This is a genomic window from Streptomyces adustus (assembly GCF_009377175.1).
Classification (GTDB): domain Bacteria; phylum Actinomycetota; class Actinomycetes; order Streptomycetales; family Streptomycetaceae; genus Streptomyces; species Streptomyces adustus.
Map to the genome: position 1 here is coordinate 1 of NZ_VJZD01000070.1, position 25,191 is coordinate 25,191.

The 25,191-nt window shown below is 70.8% G+C and carries 18 protein-coding genes; 10 read left to right on the top strand and 8 right to left on the bottom strand.

What is annotated here, in order from left to right; genetic code table 11:
* Positions 1 to 182: 182 nt before the first annotated feature.
* Together FNH09_RS18985 and FNH09_RS18990 are read right to left on the bottom strand one after the other, a co-directional pair.
* Complete coding sequence (locus tag FNH09_RS18985) at positions 183 to 1,871, bottom strand: carbohydrate binding domain-containing protein (protein ID WP_338017613.1); 1,689 nt, start codon at positions 1,869 to 1,871, stop codon at positions 183 to 185.
* 189 nt (positions 1,872 to 2,060) lie between these two features.
* Positions 2,061 to 3,197, bottom strand: coding sequence for an ATP-grasp domain-containing protein (locus FNH09_RS18990; protein WP_152889476.1), 1,137 nt, complete (start codon positions 3,195 to 3,197; stop codon positions 2,061 to 2,063).
* A 389-nt stretch (positions 3,198 to 3,586) separates the two neighbouring features.
* On the opposite strand from FNH09_RS18990, the gene FNH09_RS18995 reads away from it, so the two are divergent.
* Both FNH09_RS18995 and FNH09_RS19000 read left to right on the top strand, forming a co-directional pair.
* Complete coding sequence (locus FNH09_RS18995; RefSeq protein ID WP_162468781.1) at positions 3,587 to 4,447, top strand: metallophosphoesterase; 861 nt, start codon at positions 3,587 to 3,589, stop codon at positions 4,445 to 4,447.
* Positions 4,444 to 5,133 carry a 4'-phosphopantetheinyl transferase superfamily protein gene (locus tag FNH09_RS19000; RefSeq protein WP_162468782.1) on the top strand — a complete coding sequence of 230 codons (690 nt, stop codon included), beginning with the start codon at positions 4,444 to 4,446 and terminating at the stop codon, positions 5,131 to 5,133. The genes FNH09_RS18995 and FNH09_RS19000 overlap by 4 nt, the downstream gene beginning before the upstream one ends.
* A gap of 22 nt (positions 5,134 to 5,155) precedes the next feature.
* Here FNH09_RS19000 and FNH09_RS19005 read toward each other — a convergent pair whose 3' ends face one another.
* The gene (locus tag FNH09_RS19005; protein ID WP_152889478.1) at positions 5,156 to 5,407 is read right to left on the bottom strand and encodes a hypothetical protein; all 252 of its coding nucleotides are present in this window, start codon (positions 5,405 to 5,407) and stop codon (positions 5,156 to 5,158) included.
* 414 nt (positions 5,408 to 5,821) lie between these two features.
* On the opposite strand from FNH09_RS19005, the gene FNH09_RS19010 reads away from it, so the two are divergent.
* Positions 5,822 to 6,859 (top strand): alpha/beta fold hydrolase, encoded by a 1,038-nt coding sequence (locus FNH09_RS19010; protein ID WP_152889480.1) that lies wholly within the window; start codon positions 5,822 to 5,824, stop codon positions 6,857 to 6,859.
* Positions 6,860 to 6,924: 65 nt separating this feature from the next.
* Here FNH09_RS19010 and FNH09_RS19015 read toward each other — a convergent pair whose 3' ends face one another.
* Entirely contained in the window at positions 6,925 to 7,455 is a 531-nt protein-coding gene (locus tag FNH09_RS19015; RefSeq protein ID WP_152889528.1) for a toxin-antitoxin system, toxin component, read from the bottom strand.
* 32 nt (positions 7,456 to 7,487) lie between these two features.
* Complete coding sequence (locus FNH09_RS19020; protein ID WP_162468783.1) at positions 7,488 to 8,144, bottom strand: helix-turn-helix domain-containing protein; 657 nt, start codon at positions 8,142 to 8,144, stop codon at positions 7,488 to 7,490.
* A gap of 240 nt (positions 8,145 to 8,384) precedes the next feature.
* Between FNH09_RS19020 and FNH09_RS19025 the strand changes: the two genes are divergently transcribed.
* Positions 8,385 to 9,047 (top strand): MmyB family transcriptional regulator, encoded by a 663-nt coding sequence (locus tag FNH09_RS19025; protein WP_152889482.1) that lies wholly within the window; start codon positions 8,385 to 8,387, stop codon positions 9,045 to 9,047.
* 101 nt (positions 9,048 to 9,148) lie between these two features.
* Here FNH09_RS19025 and FNH09_RS19030 read toward each other — a convergent pair whose 3' ends face one another.
* Positions 9,149 to 9,436, bottom strand: a complete 288-nt coding sequence (locus FNH09_RS19030; RefSeq protein ID WP_152889484.1) for a hypothetical protein — start codon at positions 9,434 to 9,436, stop codon at positions 9,149 to 9,151.
* A gap of 74 nt (positions 9,437 to 9,510) precedes the next feature.
* A complete protein-coding gene (locus FNH09_RS19035; protein WP_338017614.1) occupies positions 9,511 to 15,576 on the bottom strand; it encodes a DNRLRE domain-containing protein in 6,066 nt (2,021 codons plus the stop codon).
* A gap of 511 nt (positions 15,577 to 16,087) precedes the next feature.
* On the opposite strand from FNH09_RS19035, the gene FNH09_RS19040 reads away from it, so the two are divergent.
* From FNH09_RS19040 to FNH09_RS19065, 6 genes are all read left to right on the top strand, one after another.
* Positions 16,088 to 17,083, top strand: coding sequence for a LacI family DNA-binding transcriptional regulator (locus FNH09_RS19040; protein WP_152889488.1), 996 nt, complete (start codon positions 16,088 to 16,090; stop codon positions 17,081 to 17,083).
* A gap of 156 nt (positions 17,084 to 17,239) precedes the next feature.
* Entirely contained in the window at positions 17,240 to 18,583 is a 1,344-nt protein-coding gene (locus FNH09_RS19045; RefSeq protein WP_152889490.1) for an ABC transporter substrate-binding protein, read from the top strand.
* Between the two features lie 6 nt (positions 18,584 to 18,589).
* Positions 18,590 to 19,552, top strand: coding sequence for a carbohydrate ABC transporter permease (locus FNH09_RS19050; RefSeq protein WP_152889492.1), 963 nt, complete (start codon positions 18,590 to 18,592; stop codon positions 19,550 to 19,552).
* Complete coding sequence (locus FNH09_RS19055; RefSeq protein WP_152889494.1) at positions 19,549 to 20,427, top strand: carbohydrate ABC transporter permease; 879 nt, start codon at positions 19,549 to 19,551, stop codon at positions 20,425 to 20,427. The genes FNH09_RS19050 and FNH09_RS19055 overlap by 4 nt, the downstream gene beginning before the upstream one ends.
* A 32-nt stretch (positions 20,428 to 20,459) precedes the next feature.
* A complete protein-coding gene (locus FNH09_RS19060; RefSeq protein WP_162468784.1) occupies positions 20,460 to 22,076 on the top strand; it encodes an alpha-amylase family glycosyl hydrolase in 1,617 nt (538 codons plus the stop codon).
* 132 nt (positions 22,077 to 22,208) lie between these two features.
* On the top strand, positions 22,209 to 24,383 hold the full coding sequence (locus FNH09_RS19065; protein WP_152889496.1) for a discoidin domain-containing protein: 2,175 nt from the start codon (positions 22,209 to 22,211) through the stop codon (positions 24,381 to 24,383).
* On the opposite strand, the gene FNH09_RS19070 is transcribed toward FNH09_RS19065, so the two are convergent.
* The gene (locus FNH09_RS19070) at positions 24,355 to 25,179 is read right to left on the bottom strand and encodes an ABC transporter ATP-binding protein (protein ID WP_152889498.1); all 825 of its coding nucleotides are present in this window, start codon (positions 25,177 to 25,179) and stop codon (positions 24,355 to 24,357) included. The two genes, FNH09_RS19065 and FNH09_RS19070, sit on opposite strands and share 29 nt — an antisense overlap.
* Positions 25,180 to 25,191 lie beyond the last annotated feature (12 nt).

Sequence of the window (25,191 nt, forward strand, 5' to 3'; positions counted from 1 at the left end):
TGGGACCCCCGTGCTCCCCCGAGCCTTCGGGTTTCCCTGTGTTCCCCCGTGTTCCCCCGTGCTCTTTCACTATGAAGAGCCCGCTGCCCGTTGCCTGATACACCTTGAGCGGAAAAAAGTTCCCCCCGGTCCGAAGCACCGGGGGGAACCCTTCTGTGGGGGGTGGGCTGGCAGGGGTCCGCTCAGCCGGTGAAACCGGCCGTGATGGACGTGAACTGCCAGTTGTTCTGGCTGATCCCGGAGCAGTTGCTGACCACGCCGCCACCCGCGCACGGCCGGTCGCGGTTGACCGCCCAGTAGGCGAGGCGGGCGATGTGGTGGGAGTTGGCCCAGTCCCGGATCGACGTCCAGATCGCCGGGGTGGTGTTCTCCTGCTGGTCGGACAGGCCGTTCATGCCGGAGATGCCGATGTGGGCGTAGGCGGTGGCGTCGTCCCACCCGAAGGTGGACTTCAGCTTGGCCTTGAGCCCCTCGGTGGCGTTGACGGTGTTGCCGTACATGTCGGAGCCGCCGCCGAAGTCGAACGGCATGATCGTGAAGACGTCGATGTTGGCGCCGAGCGAGTTCGCCTGCTCGATCAGCCGGTTGCCGTAGTAGGTCGGGCCGGTGGTCGAGGTGCCGAAGGTGACGATCGTCTTCAGACCGGGGTTGTTCGCCTTGACGGTCTTCAGCGCGGTGAGGATCTTCGCCTGGACGGCCTCGTTCTCGAACTCGTCGGTGTTCTCGATGTCCATGTCGATCGCCTTGAGGGAGTAGGCGTCGATCACCTTCTGGAGGGCCCCGGCGAGCGCGCTCGCGGAGGAGCAGTTGGCGCCGAGCTTGCTGCCCTGCCAGCCGCCGAAGGAGGGGACGACGTCACCGCCCGCGGAGCGGATCTGGTTGATGACGGTCTGGTCGGTGCCGCCGGCCAGCGGACGGCTGCTGTCCCAGGCGGGGTTGCAGCCGCCGGAGTCCAGCATGAACGCCATCGTGAACCACTTGATCCCGGTCGAGCTCATCACCGAGGTCGCGCTCGGCGGGTCGCCCCAGCCGAGGTAGAGGTAGGGGGCGGCCTGCTTGAAGCCGGTGCCGCCGCTGCCCGCACTGGTGGTGACGCTCACCGCGTTGGAGGCCGCCGAGGTGTTCCCGGCCGCGTCCCGCGCCTTGACGGTGAAGGTGTACGAGGTGCTGGCGGCCAGCCCGCCGACCGTGGCCGACGTGCCGGAGACGCTCAGCACCTGGTTGGAGCCGCTGTAGACGTCGTACGCGGTGACACCGGTGTTGTCCGTCGAGGCACTCCAGGACAGCGAGACGCTGGAGGAGGTCTTGCCGGTGGAGGTCAGGTTCGTCGGTGCGGTCGGCGCCTGGGTGTCGCCGCCCCCGCCTCCGCCGCCCGGTCCGTCCAGACTGATGTCGTCGGCGTAGTAGGTGCCCTGCGCGTACCAGCCGTGCACATAGATCTTGGCACTCGTCTGGGCGGCGCCGGTGGTGAAGGACACCGTCAACTGGCTGTACGCCGACGGGGACGTCGTCCAGGTGGAGGCGCCGCCGTCGACACCGAGGTAGACGTAGCTGCCGCGCACCCAGCCGCTGAGCGTGTAGGCGGTGTTCGGCTGGACGGCGACGGTCTGGGTGCACTGGGCGTTGTCGCTCGAACTCGGCGCCCCCGCGAGGGCCTTGGAGCCGCCGTGGACGGGGGAGGAGACGACGGAGCCGAGGTTGCCGGTGCAGGACCAGGGGGAAAGGCTGCCCGATTCGAAGCCGGGGTTGGTCAGGATGTTGGCGGCCTGGGCGGTGCCGGGCAGGGCGACGGCCCCGGCGACGGCGAGCGCCACGGTGCCGAGCAGCGCGAGCAGGCGCCGTCTGGAACGTACGAGGAATGAGGTGCGCACACGATCTCCCTGAAGGAATGGGGGCGTTCGGGAGTGCACAGAAGTGCGGGGACGTGCTGCGGTGCAGTGCGGTGCGCAACCAAGTTGGTATGGACCAATCATGGTGTCAAGGTGCTGCGTCATGATTGGTCCAGACCGGTATCAAGTTATGGGCGAAGAACGCCTGTTGGCGCCCGGGTGGCCGATCGGCTAGACCTGCTCGACCGGCTGGGCCAGGACGATCGGCTGGGCCGGGGCGATCGCCTGCGTGGGGACGGCCGGGAGCAGCGGCTCGGGCTCCTCCAGGCGCTGCTGCGGCAGCGTCACCGGCCGCAGCTGACGCGGGCCCGAGACCACCGTGTAGTCCTGCCCGAGGAACGGCGGCACGACGTCGCCCGGGTCCTCGCCGAGTGCCAGCTGGACGGCCGCCCAGGGCGCGTTGATGCCGCACTGGGAGAGCTGGTGCAACCCGCCGGCGGGACGGGTGTTGACGTCCATGAGCACCGGCTGGTCGCCGAACATCCGGAACTGGATGTTGGACAGGTGGTGCAGCCCGAAGCCCTCGGCGATCCGCCGGGCCGGCTCCAGCCACTGCTCGTGCAGGGTGAAGCCCCGGCGGCGGCCGTTCTTGGTGCGGCCCACGGCCATCCGGACGCGGTTGTCGGTGCCGGTGAGGCAGTCGACGGAGACCTCCGGCTGCTCCAGACGCGGCATCACCAGCCAGTCGACCGGCTCGTCGGACCGCCGCAGCGCGTCCTCGACCAGGTCCATCGGCACGTACGGGCCGGGGAACCCGCTCAGGTGCACGAGCGAGAACGGCGCCCGGGTGACGACCCGGAACCCCACCCCGCCCGCGCCGGACGCCGGCTTGAAGCACGCCTTGTGTCCGGCCTCCTCCAACTCCTCGACGGCGGTGACGAATTCGTCCGCCGTACGCACCCGCCACCACGGCGGCACCGGCACGCCGATGGCCTGGACCGCCTCGTAGGCGACCACCTTGTCCTCGAAGACGGCCACGGCCTCGGGAGTCGGCGCGAGCAACGCCGTACCGATCGCCTCGAAGTCGGCGCGGTGCGCCACGACGGCCGCCTGGTGCAGCCGGGGCACGAACACGTCGATGCCGCGGCGCTGGCACTGGTCCAGGGCGTACTCGACGTACGCGGCGGGGGACAGGCCTTCCGGTTCGAGGTCGGCGGTGTCGGCCGCGGCCAGCACGGGTGAGTCCGCGTCACCGTGCGTCGCATGGATCTCGACCGCCCGATCGCTGGGATTTCGTCGCAGCTGATCCATGAAGAACACGTTCTCCGCGTACGTGCGGTTGAGCCAGACGCGTACGCGAGAGAGCATGCAGGCCGCCTTTCAGGGCATTTCGGGCAGGGCGGAGCGGCCCGTGCCCGGGAAGGGAGATTGGAGGGACACCAAACCGCCCTGTTCGAAGGGGAGCTCGTAGCGGAGGTGTTGGGGCGATCATACGGCTTGGCGAGGCCCTCGCGTGCAACGCGCGTGTTACGGATTTTCCGATCATGTGGATGCGGGCGGCGCGATCCGGTATCCCCTTGCGGCTCCCGGTTTTCCGGCCTTCCTCGTGCGCCCTTCCGGACCTCCTGGTCCGCCCTTCCGGCCGCCGTCGGTCGCTCTTGCGACCCCGGGGCGGATGTGATCTCGTGGAGCGGTCGATTGGGCGCGACCGCAACCACGGGCGCGGGCGCGGACGCGGGGCGACAGGGAGGCGAGAGGTGACGTCGACGGTCGGCGGTACCGGACAACTGCTGGCCATCAGCGATCTGCACATCGGATACGCCGAGAACCGCGCTCTGGTCGAGGGCATGCGCCCCGAGTCGGAAGCCGACTGGCTCCTCGTGGCCGGTGACGTCTCGGAGACCGTCTCCGACATCCGCTGGGCCCTGAAGACCCTCGCCGGCCGCTTCGCCAAGGTCCTCTGGGCGCCGGGCAACCACGAGTTGTGGACCCACCCCAAGGACTCCGTCACGCTGCGCGGGGTCGCCCGCTACGAACACCTCGTCGAGATGTGCCGCGACCTCGGTGTACTCACCCCCGAGGACCCCTACCCCGTCTGGAACGGTCCCGGCGGCCCGGTCGTCGTGGCCCCCCTGTTCCTGCTGTACGACTACTCCTTCCTGCCCGCCGGCTGCACCACCAAGGAGGAGGGGCTGGCGTACGCGCACGGCACCGGAATCGTCTGCAACGACGAGTTCCTGCTGCACCCCGACCCCTATCCGAGCCGGGAGGCGTGGTGCCGGGCCCGGGTCGCCGAGACCGCGCGCAGACTCGAGGAGATCCCGCCGGACCTGCCCACGGTCCTCGTCAACCACTATCCGCTGGACCGGCACCCCACGGACGTCCTGTGGCACCCCGAGTTCGCCATGTGGTGCGGCACCGGGCTGACCGCCGACTGGCACCGCCGGTTCCGCGTGGAGACCATGGTCTACGGCCACCTGCACATCCCGCGGACCACCCGGCACGAGGGCGTCCGCTTCGAGGAGGTCTCCGTGGGATACCCACGCGAGTGGCGCAAGCGCCCACAGCCGCCGGGACGGCTGCGCCGCATCCTGCCGGAGGAGGACGTGACCGCGTGATCGAGGAACTGCTGCCGCGGTCGGTGGTCGTCGTGGAGGCGTACGACGTCGACGGGTCGGACGGGTCCGAGGAGGCCGCGCTGTACCCCGAGGAGGCGGCGGTCGTGGCCCAGGCCGTCGCCAAGCGCCGCCGCGAGTTCGCCGCCGTACGCGCCTGCGCCCGCCGTGCGATGGACAAGCTCGGGGTGCCGCCGCAGCCGGTGCTGCCCGGCGAGCGCGGAGCACCGCGGTGGCCGGCCGGGCTGATCGGCAGCATGACGCACTGCGACGGTTACTGCGCCGCCGCTCTGGTCCGCGCCGCCGACCTGGCCTCCCTCGGGATCGACGCCGAGCCGCACCAGCCGCTGCCGGACGGCGTCCTGCCCGTGGTGTCGCTGCCCGCGGAGGCCGAGCGTCTGCGCCGGCTGGCCGCGGAGCGCCCCGAGATCCACTGGGACCGGCTCCTGTTCAGTGCCAAGGAGTCCGTCTACAAGGCGTGGTTCCCCCTCACCGGACAGTGGCTGGAGTTCACCGAGGCCGACATCGACCTCGCGGTCGAGCCGGGCGAGCGGCCGCACGGCACGCTGCGCGCCGAACTCCTCGTCCCCGGCCCCGTGCTGGACGGCCGGCGCGTACGGTTCTTCGAAGGCCGGTGGACCGTCGACAAGGGGATCGTGGCCACGGCCGTGGCGGTACCGCACGCCTGAGGCTCCGTCGGGCCCGGCGCGGTCATGGCTGTGGGGACCAGGACCAGGTGTGCAGCAGCCGGAAGAACTCCTCCTCGTTGCCCGCGAGTCCCGCCGCGTCCAGGGCCCGCTCGGCCTCCGCGAGCACACCGGGCGGCACCACGGCGGGCCGCCCGCCTGAGGGCCCGGCACCCGTGTCGTCGAAGGCCGCCCGCACGGTGTGCAGCAGCCGCAGATAGGCCTGTACGGCGCTACGCTCGCGGTCGGTCGGTACGGTCGGTACGGCAGTGCGCATCGGTCGGCTCTCCCCGTGTCGGCTTCGTCTCTCCCGCGCCCCCGAGGCGCGTGCGCGCGCCCGAGCGGCGGCGCCCCACCAGCTTGCCGCCCACCACTGACAATCCGGCCGCTGCCGGGCCGTCGCCCCACCCCGTCCGGACCGTCGACCCCACTCGGTCGGGCCCCTGCCCGCCCCTGTCCGCCCCTTGCGGGGCGTCGACCCCGGGCGGTTCTCCCGGCGGGCCGGCGGGGCGGCCGCGGGGGCGGCGCCGCCAGGGCCGTAGCGGCGGGGAAACCTTCCCGAAATGCCAGGACGATCGACCGCTCTACGCTGGGATGAAGGGCCTGGGAGGGCTCGGTCGCGGTGGACCGGGAGTTTCCGGCGGAGCGGCCCGCCAGCGGTGGGCCGCCGGGAGAACGAGGAGGTGGGCGTATGGCCGAAGCGTCCCGGCCGCGCCCGGCGGGCACCGCACGACTGCGCTCGGTGGGCGACACGGAGCTGGAGTTGCAGTACCGGGTGGTGCACGGCTATCGGCGGGCCTTCCGCATGGCCGGTGAGGGACCCGTGCTGGTCCTGATCCACGGCATCGGCGACTCCTCCGCCACCTGGGCCGGACTGATCCCCGACCTCGCCCGTACCCACACCGTGCTCGCCCCCGACCTGCTCGGCCACGGCGCCTCGGACAAGCCGCGCGCCGACTACTCGGTCGCCGCCTACGCCAACGGCGTACGCGATCTGCTGACCACCCTCGGCATCGAGTCGGCCACCCTGGTCGGCCACTCGTTCGGCGGGGGAGTGGCGATGCAGTTCGCCTACCAGTTCCCCGAGCGCACCGAGCGGCTCATCCTGGTCAGCGCCGGCGGTGTGGGCCGCGAGGTCAACCCCCTGCTGCGCCTGGTCTCGCTGCCCGGCGCCGATCTGATGCTCTCCACGCTGCGGCTGCCCGGGATGCGCCTGAACGTGGGGCTCGCGGTCCGGCTGATGAAGCTGCTGGACACCGACCTGGCCCAGGACGCCCCCGACCTGCTCACCGTGGTGGACACCCTGCCCGACGACACCGCGCGCAACGCCTTCATCCGCACCCTGCGCGCGGTCGTCGACTGGCGCGGCCAGGTGGTGACCATGCTCGACCGCTGCTATCTGACCGAGGGCATGCCGACGATGCTGCTGTGGGGCGACCGGGACAGCGTGGTGCCGGTCCGGCACGCGCACGGCGCCCACCGGGCGATGCCGGGCAGCCGGCTGGAGGTCTTCGAGGGCGCGGGTCACTTCCCGTTCCACACCGACCCGGCGCGCTTCCTCGCGCTGGTCGAGGACTTCACCCGGACGACCGACCCGGCGCATTGGAGCCGGGATCGCTGGCGGGAACTGCTGGTCGAGGGGCGGCCCGTCCCGCACCCGGACGGACCCGAGGAGGCGCATGCGGCGGCCCGCAGCCTGCGTGAGGCGAGCGAGCGCAGCGCGACCTGAGGCAGCCACCCGGTACCGGGCGGAGCCGTTCCGCACCGGGCGGAGCCGCTCGGCACCGAGCCGGTTCAGCCCTGCGGGCCCAGATACCCGAGCGACGCCTCGATCCGGCCGGCCAGATGGTCCCGCGGCACCGGACCACGCAGCGCCGAACCGGCCAGCCAGGTGCGGCACTTGCTGGCGAGCAGCAGGCCGAAGGCCTCGGCGTCCCGCTCCTCGACCTGGTCGAAGCGGGTGCGCGCGGCGACCCTGCGGACCACCGCCTGGAGGTCGGCGCCCTCGCCGAGCAGCCGCGCCGCGACCACCGCGCCGTCGACGTGATGGCCGTGGTGACCGGCCTGCATGTGCCACAGTTCGTGACCCAGGATCACCAACTGGTGGTCCGGGGCGGTGCGTTCCTCGACGACCACGAGGTCCTGGTCGCTCAGGTCCACCCACAGCCCGCTCGCCGTCCCGGCCGGGAAGGCGGCCGTACGGAAGCGCACCGGACGACCGCGCCGTCTGCTCATCGCCTCGCACAGCGCGGTGTACAGGTCGGCGGGCGCCAACGGCGCGCTGGGTGACAGCTCCGCGACCAGTTCGCCGCACAGCCGCCGCATGTCCCTGGCGATGCCCACAGTTCTCCCCCGGATCACGACTCGGGCCGCTTGACGCTCTCCAGGAGCATGTCCAGCCATTCGGCGACCTTGTCGCGGTGCTGGTCGGAGGGCAGTTGAGCGGCCCGCCAGGCGATGCCGCGCACGCCGTGGTCCTGCAAGAGCCGCTCCAGCGGGTCCTCGGCGGCGGCCGCGGCCTTCCGCTCCCGGTCGGCGAGCTGTTGCAGGAGGTCCTGCTCGGTGTGCTGGAGCGCGCCCGTGAGGGCCTCGGGGTCCTCGGCCGTGAGGAAGCCCGCGTGCACGCGGAAGAAGCGCTGGAGGGCGTCGCAGTGCTCCATCGTGGGGCGCCGGTCCCCGTTGATGAGGGCGCCCGCCTGCTGCCGTGACATGCCCGCGCCGTCGGCTATCTCCTGCTGGGTGTACCTGCGGCCGTTGGGCTTGAGCCGGGTGCGGCGCAGCAGGTCCAGGCGTTGCAGGAAGCGCGCCTGCACATCCGGTTCGCCCGCGGGCCGGCCGCTCAGCAGCGCCTTGACCACGGCCTCGGGAACGCCGGAGGCCACCGACAGCCGACCGGTGTGGAAGACCTCCGCGGGCGCCACGCCGAGGCGGTCGGCGAGCGCGGTGACACGGGCGACGACGGCCGGCAGCACAGACGTCGCCGCGGCGTCCGGAACCTCGAAGCCATCCGCCACCGACAGATCTCCTACGTCTCTCACAGACCCTTCACGGGCTTCGCGCCCCTCCCGGCCGTCGCCGTGAACTGCCCGGAGATTAGCCGGTCGCTCGAACTCACATCCAGGTCTCGCCACAACTGTGGCCAATTTCAGCCGTCAACGAGCATGAAATGCCACGATAGTTGACACGCCTCGCGTCCGGGCAGCAGGATCGGGGCGCCGCGTGAAGGCCGCAGAGGCAAGAGGGGTGACCTCCCGATGGCGTATCAGGCAGGAGGGCAGCGGTCGGCACCGCGGCCCGTCCCCGAGAGTCCCGAGGCGCGGGCGTACCTCCAGGACTACGCCGTGCTGCTGGAGTCGACCCCCTTTCCGTCCCTCGTCGTCGACCACGCCTGGGACGTGGTCCTGGCCAACACCGCTTTCGAGTCACTTTTCGACGAGGTCGGCCCGCATCCGACGGCGATGCCGGGCGACAACTTCCTCCGGTTCGTGCTGTTCCATCCGGACGCGGGCACGGTCCTCGGCGACCACGAGTCGAGCTGGTGCCTGCCGATGCTGGCGCACTTCGACGCCGCGGTGCAGCGGCACGGCCACGACCTCGTGCTCCAGGCGATCCGCCGGGACATCGCCCAGGACCCGATCATGGACGCCGCCTACCGGCAGGGCCTGCCGCACTGGATCCGCGCGGTGGGCGAGGGCGCGCTGGAGCACGACGGCGCGGTCCGCCCGCTGCTGCACCCCGACCCCCGCTGGGGCGCCACCGACTGCCGGATCGTCGGCGAGACCCCCAAGAGCCTCCACGACATGGGGTACAGCCGCCTGACCATGGTCCTGCGGGAGAGCCGTCGCCCGGCCGTGGCGCCCGGGCGGGGCCGCCGCGCCGCGGCCCATCTCACCGTGGTGCCGCCCCCCGAGTTCTGACCGGGCACCGCCGGCGTTCAGGTCGCCGACGGCGCTTCGGTCAGTGAGCTTCCCCGGCGCCCGCCGTCCTTCGCGCGCCGCGCCGGGGCCGACGGTGCAGCTCAGGCGGCCCAGCCGATGAGCAGTCCCGACAGCAGGGCCGCGGGACCCGCCACCGCGATGCCGACTCCGCGCTCGGTCCGCCACTTGTCCAGCGTGACGGCCGCGAAAGCGGCGACGAAGAGCCGGAAGAACGCGTCGGCCAGTCCTCCGCCCAGCGCGGTGACGATCTGGCCCGTGCCGAATCCGACCGCGGTCCAGAGCAGGAGCGGGTTCGCCGCCTGCCGCCCGGTCGCCACGATCAGCACCGCGACGGTGAGGACCACTTGCAGTGTTTCGATGATCAGCATGAATGCCTTTCGTGTGACAGGGCGGGTGGCGATCGGGCGCATGCCCGACCGCCACCCCTCAGTGTTCGTCCGGCCTACTTGCAGCCGTTCGCTTTACCCCAGTAGGTGTAGGGAACGAACCCCGGATACAGCCACCACCACTCCAGTTGCAGGCAGTGACCGACCTTCTGGGCCCACTTCGCCTTCTTCTCGATGAAGTACGCGTCGATCGAGAGGTAGTTGAGCACCGCGACCCGGGCCATCTTCAGCAGCGAGCCGATGGTGCCCGCCTTGCCGCTCAGCCCGGCCCAGCTCTCGGCCGACTTCGTCTCGTGCTTGTTGAAGCGGATGCGCAGACCCCACCACTTCCACTTGAACTTCAGCCGACCGGTCAGGTCGAGGTCGTTCACCGGGTCGCTCGGGTAGGTGTAGGCGTCGGAGTTGCCGCCGTAGACGGGGTCCTGGCTCAGGAACCGGCCGGTGGCCGGGGAGTAGAGACGGACACCCATCAGGACGGCGCTGCTGAGGGTCGCGGAGGAGCGCTGCGCCCCGCCGAGCCATCCGTAGGTGGCGTTCGCGCCGCCGTCGAGCGCGTTGCCGTACTCGTCGTAGTGCTGGACCGTGGCGGCCACGCTCGTGTCCAGGGGCTGTTGGACGATGACGTCACCGTGGATGTCGGTGAGCTGGAGGACGACGGACCCGCTCGCCGACGTCGTGGCGGCCAGGCCGCCCAGCACGTCCTTGACGTTGCGACCCACGGTGCTGCCGGTGACGCTCCAGGTGGGGGCGTCGCAGCCGCAGCCGTAGTGGTCGGTGACCGTGGCGGTGTCGCTCCACGTGCCGTCCGCGCCCTTGGTCTGGGCGGTCCGGGAGGCGAGGCGGTAGGTGGCGTCGAGGCTCCAGGTGTTGCGGGTGGAGCCCACGGTCTCCGAGGCGACGAGGCCGTCGGTGTAGTACGTCAGGGCGGTGTCACCACTGGTGGTGGTGCGGCCGAAGGCGTCGTACGCGTAGGCGTCGCCGACCAGGCGGTCGGCACTGTCGTAGGTGTACGAGGTCGTGGCGGACGTGGTGTCGTCGGTGCTGCTGTCGCAGTCGTCGGAGGTGGTCCTCAGCGTGGTGCGGTTGCTGTTGCCGTCGAAGCCGTAGGAGCGGGTGGTGCATCCGGTGCCACTGGTGTCGGCGGCCTCGGTGAGGCGTCCGGCGCTGTCGTAGCGGTAGGCGCTGTCGATGCTCGGGCCGTCGCTCCGGGTGTGACCGAGCTGCTGCCCGCTCGCGGCGTACTGGGCCGTGTCGGCGGCGACGCTTGTCCCGGCCGGGTCGGTGTACTCCCGGCCCGTCTGGTTGCCCGCCGGGTCGGTGGTGACGGTCAGTCCGTAGCCACCGGGCAGGCTCTCCGACGTGAGGGTGCCGTCGGCGTCGTACACGCCGCCGAAGCTGCCCGCGACCGAGTCCTTGAGACCGGCCACGTTGCCTGCCGAGTCGTAGGAGTAGGTGACGGTGGACGGTGCCGAGTCGGTGACCTTGACGGTCCGGTCGAGGATGTCGTAGGCCCGGGTGGTGGTGTTGCCCGCGCCGTCGTCGTAGGTCAGGAGCCGGCCGAGACTGTCGTAGGTGGAGGAGACCGTCTTGCCGCCCGAGGACTGCGCGGCGATCTGCCCGGTGTCCTTGTCGTAGGTGATAGTGGTGGCGGGGGTGGCCTTTCCGACGCCGCCGGTGACCGTGCTCGAGACGTCGCGGCCCGCGGCGTCCGTGACGATGGTCGTGGTGCGGGTCACGCCGTTCGCCGTCTCGGTCTGGACGGCGGTCTGACCCCGGCGGTCGTAGGTGTAGACCGTGGTGATCGCCTCGGTCGGATTGGCGCCGCCACCGGTGATGGCGGCCGCCGGGGCGGTCCGGCAGAGCAGCCCGGCCCATTCGGGACGGCCGGCGCAGGTGCCCGAGCCGTCGGCGGTGTAGTAGGTGTACGTCAGGGTGTCCGCGTCGGAGCCGGTCGATCCCGCGGTGCGGGTGGTGGCCACTCGGCCGGAGGCGTCGTAGGACGTCACTGTGTCGGTGGTGTCACCGCCCTCGGTGGCCTGCTGCCGGCCGGTCGACCAGTCGTAGGTGGCGGTGATGGTCTGGGTGTCGCCGTCCGAGGAGTATCCGGGGACGGCGGCTCCGGTCACCGTGCTGGTGACCAGGTCCGAGACCACCGCGTCGGCGGGACGGTTCTCGTCGTAGGCGTAGGCGGTGTGCGACCGGGCCGGCACCACCGTGCCGGCGGCCAGCGTGGCCGTGCTGCTGGTCCCCTTGAGCTCACCGGCGAGCGTGATCTCGTGCAGCGGGCCGTACTGGTCCAGCAGCCGTCGTCCGTCGGCGGAGTACTCCGAGACGGTGGCGAGCTGCCGGGCACGGTCCGCGGTGGACAGATCGCCCAGGCCCAGGGCGGCGAGCTTGTCCGCGGCGCCGGTGCCCGTGCCGAGCGCGAGCTCACGGTCGGCGGCCGTCAGGCTGCTGACCTCGTGACCGTACTCGTCGTGGTCGGTCGCCGTGACGGCGCCACCGGGCGCCGCGGAGTCGCTCTCCGCGCCGTCGGCGTCGATGTAGGTGATGGTGGCGCGGCCGTAGGCGCCCGACGACAGGTCCCCGCCGCTGTGGGACGAGGGGACGGAGTCGGCCGGGAAGACGGCCGTCGCGTCGGTCGGGGTGTCCTCCTGCGCCCACGTCGCCTGGGTGGCGGCGTCCATCTGGTAGGGAGCGCTGCCACCGCTGAGCGGTACGTCGTACACGACGCTGGTGACGGCGGTGCCGGAGGTCGTCGACGGGGAGCCCTCGGCGAGCGCGGGGCGGGAGACGCTCAGCAGCATGCCCGCTCCGGCGGTGGCGGCGGAACCCGCCTTGCCGTAGGCGAAGGTCCACGGCAGCTTGCCGGGCTCGGTGAGGGTGGTGACACGGCCGTCGGAGTCGTAGGTGTACTGCGTCTTCAGCGCGGGGCTGATCCGCGGGTCCCACACCTGGCGCAGGCGGCCGGAGGCGTCGTACGCGTAGGAGGCGACGGTCTCGGCGGTGGCGGCGGAGCCGCCCGGGGCGGTGGCCCACAGGCTGATCGCCTTGACCTGGCCCGCGTAGTCGCCGAACGCCGAGTCGCCGGCCGTGGTCGTGCCGGCGTAGACGAACTCCAGCACCCGGCAGCCCTTGGTGGTGGGCGCGGCCTGGCAGGTCGCGGCCTTGACCGCGCTGGTCGGGGAGATCACGTACTTCGGGCGGGCCAGAGTCTGACCGCCCGTCGTGACGCTCTCGGAGACGGCGGTGACGGTCGAGTCGCTCACCGCCGTGGCGGACGAGGACAGGGTCCAGACCGCCGTGGCGTCGACCGCCTTCGCGAACACCGTGGTGTCGGCGTCGCTGTCGGTCAGCGTGAACTTTGCACCCGTCAGCGTGCCGGTCAGCGTGAGGCCCTCGGCGCCGGTCTCCGGCTGCCAGCCGCCGCCGGAGGTCGCGGTGAAGGCGACCGCGCTGCCGTCCGAGCTGAGCAGTTCCACCGACGTGTCGGAGGTCTTGCGGATCTGCGTGTAGTCGCTGTCGGTGACGTCGAAGGACGAGACCCAGCCGGGTCCGAAGATCTTCGCCTGGCCCTCGGTGTCGTTGTCGTTGGCACGTGAGGAGTACGTGCGGTCCACGTCCGCGTCGAACGCCGAGGCGTCCGTGGCCGACAGGGTGTAGTCGCCGGTGAGCTCGTTGACCTCGCCGGGTCCGACCTCGGCCGTCGGGGCGGTGCCCGCGTCGCGGTCGAGGGTGACCTCGACGGTCTGCGAGTGGCCGGTGGTGGTGCCGTCGGTGAAGGCGGCGCGCAGTTGCAGCACGCCGTCCTCGGCCAGCGAGGAGACGGTGTTCCACACCAGCTTGGTCGCGGTGCCGGCGGTGACGGGGACCGGCCAGGAGGTGACCGCGCTGCCGGAGGCGGTGACGTCGCCCACGGGCACGGTGTGCCAGTCGTCGGTCTCACCTCGGCGGTACTGCCAGGTGACCCCGGTGTAGCTGGTCAGGCCCTTCGCCGACAGGGTGAGGCGGCGGGCGGTGGTGTCGCCGTCGGACGGGGACAGGATCGCCGCGCCGTCGGCGCCGACGCCGAAGGAGTACGCCGTGGTGGCCGACGAGAGGTTTCCGCCGGAGTCGATCGTGCGGGCGTACAGCGTGTGCCAGCCGTTCGCCGGGGCGATGGAGACGGTGAGCGCGTCGCCGCCGGTGCCGTTGGTGGTGTCCAGCTTCTTGTTCGGCAGGCTGCTGTCGTCCAGGCCCCAGGAGTAGCCGGCGCCGTCGGACGAGGAGGTGTCGAGCGTGCACGACACGGCGTCGTCGGCCTTCGGGGTCCAGCCGTTCGCCTCGTACGTGGCGCACGAGACGGTCGGGGCCGTGGGCGCGACGGTGTTCAGGGTGAACGTCGTGTAGCCCGACCAGGAGCCGTAGTCGGTGCCGTCGTAGGCCCGCACCCGGTAGCGCAGATGTACGCCCGCCGGGAAGGCGGAGGCGGTCGGGATCGTCAGACCGGCGGTGGAACCGGAGGCGACGGAGGAGGACGTACCGGTGTACGCGTAGGTGGTGTCCGCGTACGCCGGGTCCGCCGTGACCTCGAACTGGGCCTTGGTGGTGGATCCGTCCGGGTCGGTCACCTTCGCCGACAGGGTCGGTGTGAGCGAGGTGACGTACCGGACGCCGTTGTAGGCGTTCACCTGCGAGGGTGCGATCGCCAGCGAACTCGGCACGGACGGATATGAGTTGTAGGTCACCACCAGGTTCGGCGCGTATCCGGCGGTCGTGTAGTTCGCCGAGCGGAAGCGCCGCCAGGTGGAGGAGTCGCTCTCGTCCGCGCTGCGGATCTGCAGACCGTAGTTGGCGGAACCGTCCGCCCACGCCTGGGTGATCGCCTTCAGGTTCCAGCGGGACCAGTTGGCGCCGCAGGAGGAGTCGTAGCCCCAGTGACCGGTGTTGTTCGCCACGTCGGTCGTGGTCGTCGACGGCTGCACGCCCCAGGTGACCGTCGAGGACGACCACGTAGAGGTGATCCGGCGGGCCTGGGTGACGGCCCCGGTGGTGGAACAGGTCGCCGAGTAGTAGTTGTACAGCGACATCGTCGCCGCCGTGACGTCCTTGCCCTTGAACGCCGAGACGTCGAACTTCAGGTACGAACGCGCGGTGTCCGTGCCCCCGTCGTACGTACCCGACTTGAGTTCCTGCGACGAGATCTGCGAGTCGGGGTAGTCCGGATCCTGCACCCAGGTGTCCGTGGTCACCGCGAGCGTGGTGGTCGGGTCGACCGTCACCGGGTACGTCGCGGTGGCCAGGAAGTCGCTGTCCGGGGTGAGCACCAGGGTCTGCGACCCGTCCGAGGCGGTCTCGATCCTGGTCGCGACCTGCTTCTGGTGGGCGGACTCGCCGGAAGCCCGGTCCTTGCTGGAGTCCCACATCATCGGCGCCGGTGCCTCGGCGACCAGTGTGCCGTCCGTGTTCTTCAGCAGCAGATGACCCGAGTCGGCGCGGGACAGCTTCAGCCCGCCCAGATTCAGCGGAATGCGGTACTGCGCGCCGCCCTGCGGCTGCCGGGCCAGCGTCAGGTTCTCCGAGAAGCCCTGGGCGAGGGCGGTGACGGAGAGGGTCTGTCCGTCGCCCAGGTCGTAGGAGGCGGTGCTGTTCTTCACCTCGGGGGCGGGCAGCTTGTCCTGCCAGCCGAGCCCGAAGGTCTCCTTGCCCTTGGTCACCGACGCCAGCCGGTTGTCACCGCCGTCGGACACCGCGATGTCAGCCACCGCGGCGTCCGGTGTGAGGTCGGCGCCGGTGTCGGACAGCGAGGTGTCGACGTCCTTCCACACCCCGCCCTGCTTCACCCGTACCGGACCGGCGTAGGCCACCGTCTGCAACTGCCCGCTGGGCAGCGCGTACGTGGTGGAGTCCGAGGTCCGTGCCGACAGCACTTCGATCTTCCGGTTCTGCGTCCGCGCCATCAGCATGGCCGACGCTGTGGAATCCGCCGCCGAGGCAGCCGGCTCGGCGCCGGCCTCGGCGCGCGCTGCCGTGACCGTCCGCGTCGTTCCGGACCCGGCCGCGAAGGCCGCCCCCGACCCCAGCGACACCAGCGCCGCCTCCGCCGCCAGGACCGCGGTCACCGCCAGGGCGGTCCGTCTCAAGCGTGTCTCTCCGCGTGGCGCCAAAGCGCGCCACAGGCTGTATCTCCGCAACACCCCTCCAACAGCCGGTCGGGAATGCGGGCGCATCCCCGAATGGGGGCCAAGAAGAAAGGAGCCACCTTTCGTACAGGTGAACAGAAACGCTTTGAGCTGCGGGAACAGGACCTCAGATTCCACTCAAGTCCCTTGCCTGAAAAGGTGCTTGACCTGTCCATTGCCTGGTTCATGTGAGTCGTTGATGTGGCCGCTGTGAGTAATCCGGGCGACTCTCGGCCAATCGGGCACCGCCTTCTCGGCCGACCTCCCAGGGAAAGCGCGCGAAGGGACCGTCATTCCTTGACGAAACCGTGACCAGGGGTGCCCGGGACCTCCTCGCCGCCCCTCGGGTCGGGCGGCCCGTGGGGGTGCGCGAGCGGCTCGTGCGAAGTGCGTGGGCGGCCCGCGCGGTGAACGCGGACGGCCCGGTCCCTGTACGCAAGCCGTTTGCGTGACTTGCGCTATTCTTGCGCTCATGACGCGACGACTTGCTGAAGTGGCGAAGAAGGTCGGGGTCAGCGAGGCCACGGTCAGCCGGGTGCTCAACGGCAAGCCCGGGGTGTCCGAGCCCACCCGGCAGGCCGTGCTGTCCGCCCTGGACGTCCTCGGCTACGAGCGGCCCACCCAGCTGCGCGGGGAGCGCGCCCGGCTCGTCGGCCTCGTGCTGCCCGAGTTGCAGAACCCGATCTTCCCGGCCTTCGCGGAGGTCATCGGCGGCGCGCTGGCCCAGCTCGGTCTGACGCCCGTGCTGTGCACCCAGACCAAGGGCGGGGTCTCCGAGGCCGACTACGTCTCGCTGCTGCTGCAACAGCAGGTCTCCGGTGTGGTCTTCGCCGGCGGTCTGTACGCGCAGGCCGACGCGCCCCACGACCACTACCGGCTGCTCGCCGACCGCAACATCCCGGTGGTGCTGGTCAACGCGGCCATCGAGCACCTGGGCTTCCCGGCCGTCTCCTGCGACGACGCCGTGGCCATGGAGCAGGCCTGGCGGCATCTGGCCTCGCTGGGCCACGAGCGGATCGGGCTGGTGCTCGGGCCGGAGGACCACGTCCCCTCGGCCCGCAAGCTGGCCGCCGCCCGCGCGCTCGGCGACCTGCCCGACGAGCACGTCGCGCGCGCCATGTTCTCCCTGGAGGGCGGCCAGGCCGCCGCGACCCGGCTGATCGAGCGCGGGGTGACCGGCATCGTCTGCGCCAGCGACCCCCTCGCCCTCGGCGCCGTGCGGGCCGCGCGCCGCAAGGGACTTCACGTCCCCTCGCAGATCTCCGTGGTCGGCTACGACGACTCGGCCTTCATGAACTGCACCGAGCCGCCCCTGACCACCGTCCGGCAGCCCATCGAGGCGATGGGCCGGGCGGCGGTGGAACTGCTGAACACGCAGATCGGCGGCAGCTCCGTACCGGCCGAGGAGCTGCTGTTCGAGCCGGAGCTGGTGGTACGGGGGTCGACCGCGCAAGCGCCCCGGGACTGAGATCGAGAAGAACCGCGACACTGTCAAATAATTACAGATTCTGCGTGACATCTTGCGGACAGATGTCGCCGGTGCTTGAGTGTGCGACGCCAGCACGGTGGTGTGCGTCACGCATCGCCGTGGGGTTTTCCTGCTCCTGCCATGAGGGGTCCACCCATGACACGCACCGGGTTCCGTCGTACCTTCGTCGCGCTCAGCGTCTGCTCCCTTGCCCTCACCGCCTGCGGGTCGAACGACGACGACTCGGCAAGCGGCAAGACCCGCATCACGGTCAACTGCATGCCGCCCAAGAGCGCCAAGGTCGACCGGAGCTTCTTCGAGGCGGACATCGCCGCCTTCGAGAAGAAGAATCCCGACATCGACGTCGTCGCGCACGACGCGTTCCCCTGCCAGGACCCGAAGACGTTCGACGCCAAACTCGCCGGCGGGCAGATGGAGGACGTGTTCTACACGTACTTCACCGACGCCAAGCACGTCGTCGACATCAACCAGGCCGCCGATCTCACCCCGTACGTCAAGGACCTGAAGAGCTACGACACCATCCAGCAGCAGCTGCGCGACATCTACACCGTCGACGGCAAGATCTACGGCATCCCGCGCACCGGTTACTCGATGGGTCTGATCTACAACCGCGCGCTCTTCCAGAAGGCCGGACTCGACCCCGACAAGCCCCCGGCCACCTGGGACGAGGTCCGCGCCGACGCCAAGAAGATCGCCGCCCTCGGCAACGGCACCGTCGGCTACGCCGACTACAGCGCCCAGAACCAGGGCGGCTGGCACTTCACCGCCGAGCTCTACTCCCAGGGCGGCGACGTCGTCGACGCCTCCGGCAAGAAGGCCACCGTGGACACCCCGCAGGGCCACGCCGTCCTGCAGAACCTGCACGACATGCGCTGGAGCGACAACTCGATGGGCAGCAAGCAGCTGCTGGTCATCAACGACGTCCAGCAGCTGATGGGCTCAGGCAAGCTCGGCATGTACCTCTCCGCGCCCGACAACATCCCGATCCTGGTGAAGGAGAAGGGCGGGAACTACAAGGACCTGGCCCTCGCCCCCATGCCCGGCGGCCAGGGCACCCTGATCGGCGGCGACGGCTACATGTTCAGCAAGAAGGACTCACCCGCCCAGATCCGGGCCGGCCTGAAGTGGCTGGACCACATGTTCCTCACCCCCGGATCCGGCTTCCTCGGCGACTACGCCCGCGCCAAGAAGAACGACGCCCCGGTCGGCCTGCCCGAGCCGCGCCTGTTCACCGGCGCCGCCGACGCCAAGGACCAGCAGGTCAAGAAGGCCAACGCCAATGTGCCGGTGGAGAACTACCAGGCCTTCCTCGACGGCAACCAGAGCCTGAAGATGAAGATCGAGCCGCCCAACGCCCAGCAGATCTACTCCGTCCTCGACGGTGTCGTCTCGGCGGTCCTCACCAAGAAGGACGCGGACATCGACCAGCTCCTCAAGGACGCCTCCGGCAAGATCGACGGCATCCTGGCCCGAGGCTGACCGGACATGACCAAGACCACGGCAGCACGGCCGACCGCCCCCGAGGCGATCGCCGTCCGCCCGGTGCGCACGCCGCCCCCGGTCCGGGACCGGAGGCGGCGCCGCCTCGCCGACCAGGCCCGCGCCTACGCGTTCCTCGTCGGCGGCCTCCTCTGCTTCGCCCTCTTCTCCTGGTACCCGGCGATCCGTGCCGTCGTGATCGCCTTCCAGAAGTACACGCCCGGCTCCCCGCCGGAGTGGGTCGGCACCGCCAACTTCACCCGCGTGCTGCACGACCCCGAGTTCACCGCCGCCTGGCGCAACACTCTCACCTTCACCCTGCTCGCCCTGCTGATCGGCTTCGCCGTCCCCTTCGTCCTCGCGCTCGTCCTCAACGAGCTGCGGCACGCGAAGGCGTTCTTCCGGGTCGCGGTCTATCTGCCGGTGATGATCCCGCCGGTGGTCAGCGCCCTGCTGTGGAAGTGGTTCTACGACCCCGGCACCGGCCTGGCCAACGAGGCGCTGCGGTTTCTGCACCTGCCCACCTCGAACTGGTCCAACGGCGCAGACACCGCCCTGGTCTCCCTCGTCCTCGTCGCCACCTGGGCCAACATGGGCGGCACCGTCCTCATCTACCTCGCCGCGCTCCAGTCGATCCCGGGCGAGCTGTACGAGGCCGCCGAACTCGACGGCGCGAACCTCCTCCAGCGCATCCGCCATGTGACGATCCCGCAGACCAGGTTCGTCATCCTGATGCTGATGCTCCTTCAGGTCATCGCCACCATGCAGGTGTTCACCGAACCGTTCGTCATCACCGGCGGCGGACCGGAGAACGCCACGGTGACCGTCCTCTACCTGATCTACAAGTACGCCTTCCTCTACAACGACTTTGGCGGCGCCTGCGCCCTCAGCGTCATGCTGCTGCTGGTCCTGGGCGCGTTCTCCGCCCTCTATCTGCGGCTCACCCGCTCCAGCGAGGAGGGCGCATGAGCGACGTCCGTACCCTGGTCTCCCCGGCGACCCTGGCCCGCCCCCGCGGCCGGGCCGTCTACTGGAGCGTGTTCACCGGCGTCGTCGTGCTCTTCACGCTCGCCTTCCTGTTCCCCGTCTACTGGATGGTGACCGGCGCGGCGAAGTCGCCGGACGAGGTGGCGCAGACCCCGCCGACCCTGGTCCCGAAGCACTGGCACCTCAGCGGCTACACCGACGCCTGGGACCTGATGCAGCTCCCGCAGCACCTGTGGAACACCGTGGTCCAGGCGGCCGGCGCCTGGCTGTTCCAGCTGGTGCTGTGCACGGCAGCCGCCTACGCCCTGTCCCGGCTGCGGCCCGCGTTCGGCAAGGTGATCCTCGGCGGCATCCTCGCCACCCTCATGGTCCCGGCCCAGGCGCTGGTCGTGCCCAAGTACCTGACCGTCGCCGACCTGCCGCTGATCCACACCAGCCTGCTCAACGACCCGCTGGGCATCTGGCTGCCGGCCGTCGCCAACGCCTTCAACCTGTATCTGCTCAAGCGGTTCTTCGACCAGCTCCCGCGCGATGTGCTGGAGGCCGCCGAGATCGACGGCGCGGGCAGACTGCGCACCCTGTGGTCGATCGTGCTGCCGATGTCCCGGCCGGTGCTGGGTGTGGTGTCGATCTTCGCGCTGGTCGCCGTCTGGCAGGACTTCCTGTGGCCGCTGATGGTCTTCTCCGACACCGACAAGCAGCCGATCAGCGTAGCGCTCGTCCAGCTGTCGCAGAACATCCAGCTGACCGTGCTGATCGCCGCGATGGTGATCGCCAGCATCCCGATGGTCGCCCTGTTCCTGGTCTTCCAGCGGCACATCATCGCCGGCATCAGCGCGGGCAGCACCAAGGGCTGACGCCCTCCCTCCCCGACAGAAAGGCACGCACCGTGGGACAGCCCCCGACCGCCCGCACCCGGGACACCGACTGGTGGCGCCGCGCCGTCATCTACCAGGTGTACGTCCGCAGCTTCGCCGACGGCGACGGCGACGGCACCGGGGACCTCGCGGGGGTCCGCGCCCGGCTGCCGTACCTCGCCGAACTCGGCGTCGACGCGCTGTGGTTCAACCCCTGGTACCTCTCGCCCATGAAGGACGGCGGCTACGACGTCGCCGACTACCGGGCCGTCGACCCCGCGTTCGGCACGCTCGCCGAGGCCGAGAAACTCATCGCCGAGGCGCGCGAGCTGGGCATCCGCACCATCGTCGACATCGTGCCCAACCACGTCTCCGACCAGCACCCCTGGTTCCGGGCGGCGCTCGCGGCCGGCCCCGGAAGCCCCGAACGCGAGCTGTTCCACTTCCGCCCCGGACGCGGCCCGGACGGCGCGCTGCCGCCCAACAACTGGCCGTCCCAGTTCGTCGGTTCCACCGAACCGGTGTGGACCCGGCTGCCCGACGGCGAGTGGTACCTGCACCTGTTCACGCCCGAACAGCCCGACCTCAACTGGGCCCACCCGGCGGTCCGCCAGGAGCACGAGGACATCCTGCGCTTCTGGTTCGAGCGCGGCGTCGCGGGCGTGCGCATCGACTCCGCCGCCCTGCTCGCCAAGGACCCGGAGTTGCCCGACCTCGACGGGAACGGCGGCCCGCTGCCCTACGTCGACCGCGACGAACTCCACGACGTCTACCGCTCCTGGCGTACGGTCGCCGACGCCTACGACGGGGTGTTCGTGGGCGAGGTCTGGCTGCCCGACGCGGAGCGCTTCGCCCGCTATCTGCGCTCCGACGAGCTGCACACCGCCTTCAACTTCTCCTTCCTGTCCTGCCCCTGGGAGGCGGGCCGGCTGCGGGCGTCGATCGACACCACCCTGGCCGAGCACGCGCCCGTCGGCGCCCCCGCCACCTGGGTGCTGTGCAACCACGACGTGACCCGCACGGTCACCCGCTACGGCCGCGAGGACACCGGCTTCGACTTCGCCGCCAAGGCCTTCGGCACCCCGACCGACCTGGCCCTGGGCATCCGCCGGGCCCGCGCCGCCGCCCTGCTGTCGCTGGCCCTGCCCGGCGCGGTCTACCTCTACCAGGGCGAGGAACTGGGGCTGCCGGAGGCCGACATCCCGGTCGACCGGATCCAGGACCCGATGCACTTCCGCTCCGGCGGCGCCGACCCGGGCCGCGACGGCTGCCGGGTACCGCTGCCCTGGGCGGCCGACGCGCCGCACGCGGGCTTCGGGTCCGCCGCCGACGCCGAGCCCTGGCTGCCGCAGCCCGCGGGCTGGGCCTGGTACGCGGTGGACCGGCAGCAGGACGACCCGCGCTCCGTGCTGACCCTCTACCGTCGGGCCATCGCCCTGCGTCCTGTGCTCGGCGACGGCCCGCTGACCTGGCTGGACGCTCCCGAGGGCGTCCTCGCCTTCTCCCGGGCGGACGGCGCGAGCTGTGTCGTGAACCTGGGCGCCGACCCCGTCGAGCTGCCCGCCCACACCGAACTCCTGCTCACCAGCTCCCCGTTGGACGACCGGGGCCGGCTCCCGCAGGACACCGCGGCCTGGCTGCGCCGCTGAGCCGTCGCAGCACCGCCGTAGCACCCTGCCCCGGGTACCGCGCGCGGTGCCGGAGCGCCCTGCTCCCGCACCGCGCGCGGCCCGGGCGCATCGCTGTCCCCGCACCCACCCCCACGATGAAGGGATCAGCACATGCAGAGCAGCAGCATCAGGCATGTCAGGCACATGCCAGCCATCGGGGCGGCCGTCGCCCTCGCCGCGGGCCTGCTCGTCACCGTGGCCCCCACCGCCCACGCGGCCGCGGGCGCCACCCTCCCGTTCACCTCCGTCGAGGCGGAGTCGGCGACCACCACCGGCAGCCGGATCGGCCCGGACTACACCCAGGGCACCCTCGCCTCGGAGGCCTCCGGCCGCCAGGCGGTCCGGATCACCTCCGGACAGCGCGTGGAGTTCACCGTCCCCGCCGCGGCCAACGCCGTGAACGTCTCCTACAGCGTCCCGGACGGTCAGTCCGGCACCCTCGACGTGTACGTCAACGGCACCCGGCTGGCGAAGACGCTGGCCGTGACCTCCAAGTACTCGTATGTCGACACCGGCTGGATCGCGGGTGCGAAGACCCACCACTTCTTCGACAACGCCCGGCTGATGCTCGGACAGAACGTCCAGGCCGGGGACAAGGTCGCCTTCGTCTCGACCGGCACCCAGGTCACCGTGGACGTCGCCGACTTCGAGCAGGTCGCCGCGGCCGCCGGCCAGCCCGCCGGCTCGGTGTCCGTCACCTCCAAGGGCGCCGACCCCAGCGGCAACGGCGACTCCACCCAGGCCTTCCGGGACGCCATCGCGGCCGCCCAGGGCGGAGTGGTCTGGATCCCGCCGGGCGACTACCGCCTCACCTCCTCCCTGAACGGCGTGCAGAACGTCACGCTCCAGGGCGCCGGAAGCTGGTACTCGGTCGTGCACACCTCCCGGTTCATCGACCAGTCCGGCTCCGCCGGGAACGTCCGCATCAAGGACTTCGCGGTCATCGGCGAGGTCACCGAACGCGTCGACTCCAACCCGGACAACTTCGTCAACGGCACCCTCGGGCCCAACAGTTCGGTGTCCGGCATGTGGATCCAGCATCTGAAGTGCGGTTTCTGGCTGATGGGCAACAACGACAACCTGGTCGTCGAGAACAACCGCATCCTCGACACCACCGCCGACGGCCTCAACCTCAACGGCAACGCGCACGGCGTGCGCGTGCGCAACAACTTCCTGCGCAACCAGGGCGACGACTCCCTCGCCATGTGGTCCCTGAACGGCCCGGACAGCGGCAGCAGCTTCGAGAACAACACGATCTCGCAGCCGAACCTCGCCAACGGCATCGCGATCTACGGCGGCACCGACATCGCGGTGCGCAACAACCTGGTCTCCGACACCAACGCCCTCGGCAGCGGCATCGCGATCTCCAACCAGAAGTTCCTCGACCCCTTCTCCCCGCTGGCCGGCACCATCACGGTCGACGGCAACACCCTGGTCCGCACGGGGGCGTTGAACCCCAACTGGAACCACCCGATGGGTGCCCTGCGGGTCGACTCCTACGACAGCGCCATCAACGCCACCGTGAACATCACCAACACCACGATCAGCGACAGCCCCTACAGCGCCTTCGAGTTCGTCTCCGGCGGCGGGCAGGGCTACTCGGTCCGGAACGTCAACGTGACGGGGGCGACCGTACGCAACACCGGAACGGTGGTGGTGCAGGCCGAGGCGCAGGGCGCGGCCGTCCTGCGCAACGTGACCGCGACCGGCGTGGGCGCCGCCGGTGTCTACAACTGCCCCTACCCCAACGGCTCGGGCAGCTTCGCCCTCACCGACGGCGGCGGCAACTCCGGCTGGAGCACCACCTGGTCGGACTGCTCGACCTGGCCGCAGCCCGGCCAGGGCAACCCCGACCCGGACCCCACCCGCAACCTCGCCAAGGGGCGCCCCGCCACCGCCACCGGATCGCAGGACGTCTACACCCCCGGCAAGGCGGTCGACGGCGACGCGAACAGCTACTGGGAGTCGACGAACTACGCCTTCCCGCAGTCCTGGACGGTCGACCTCGGCTCGGCGCAGGCCGTGCGCCGACTGGTGCTCAAGCTGCCGCCCTCCGCCGCCTGGGGTGCCCGTACCCAGACCCTGTCCGTGCTGGGCAGCACGGACGGATCGGCGTACTCCACGGTCGTGGCCTCGCAGGGCTACCGCTTCGATCCCGCGACCGGCAACACGGCCACCGTCACCCTGCCCGCCGGTACGAGCCTGCGCTATCTGCGGCTGAGCGTCACCGCCAACACCGGCTGGCCGGCGGGCCAGTTCAGTGAGGTGGAGGCGTATCTGTCCTGAGCTCCTCCGGAGCATCCGGCTGACGGGGGACCCCGCGCTTCGCCGCCTGGATCTGCGCATAGACATGGGTGCGCAGTTCGGCGAAGCGCGGGGCCACCCGGGTGGTCAACTGGTCCCGCTCGATCGGCAGATCGACCTTCAGCGTCTCCTGCACCACGGTGGGGGAGGCGGACAGCACCACCACCCGCTCGCCGAGATACACCGCCTCGTCGATGTCGTGGGTGACGAACAGGACGGTGATCCCGCGCTCCCGCCACAACCCCCGCACCAGGTCCTCCAGATCGGCGCGGGTCTGGGCGTCCACGGCCGCGAACGGCTCGTCCATCAGCAGCACGTCGGGCTCGTAGGCCAGCGCGCGGGCGATCGCGACCCGCTGCTGCATACCGCCCGACAGCTGCCACGGGTAGGCCCCGGCGGCGTCCGCGAGACCCACCGAGCCCAGCGCGTCGGCGACCAGCTCCCTGCGCCGCTCCTTGCTCAAGCTCTTCTGCTTCAGCGGGAGTTCCACGTTCTGGGCGACCCGCATCCACGGGAAGAGGCTGCGGCCGTACTCCTGGAAGACGAACGCCATCCCGGGCGGCGGCCCGGTCACCCGCTTCCCCGCCAGCAGCACTTCGCCCGCGGTCGGCGTCAGCAGCCCGCCGATGCACTTCAGCAGGGTCGTCTTGCCGCACCCCGACGGGCCGACCAGACAGACCAGTTCACCGGCCTCCACGGTGAAGGTCAGGTCCCGCACCGCCTCGACCCGGCGCCCGGACCCCTCGTAGACCTTCTGCAAGCCGCGTACGTCGAGCATGGACCGACCTTT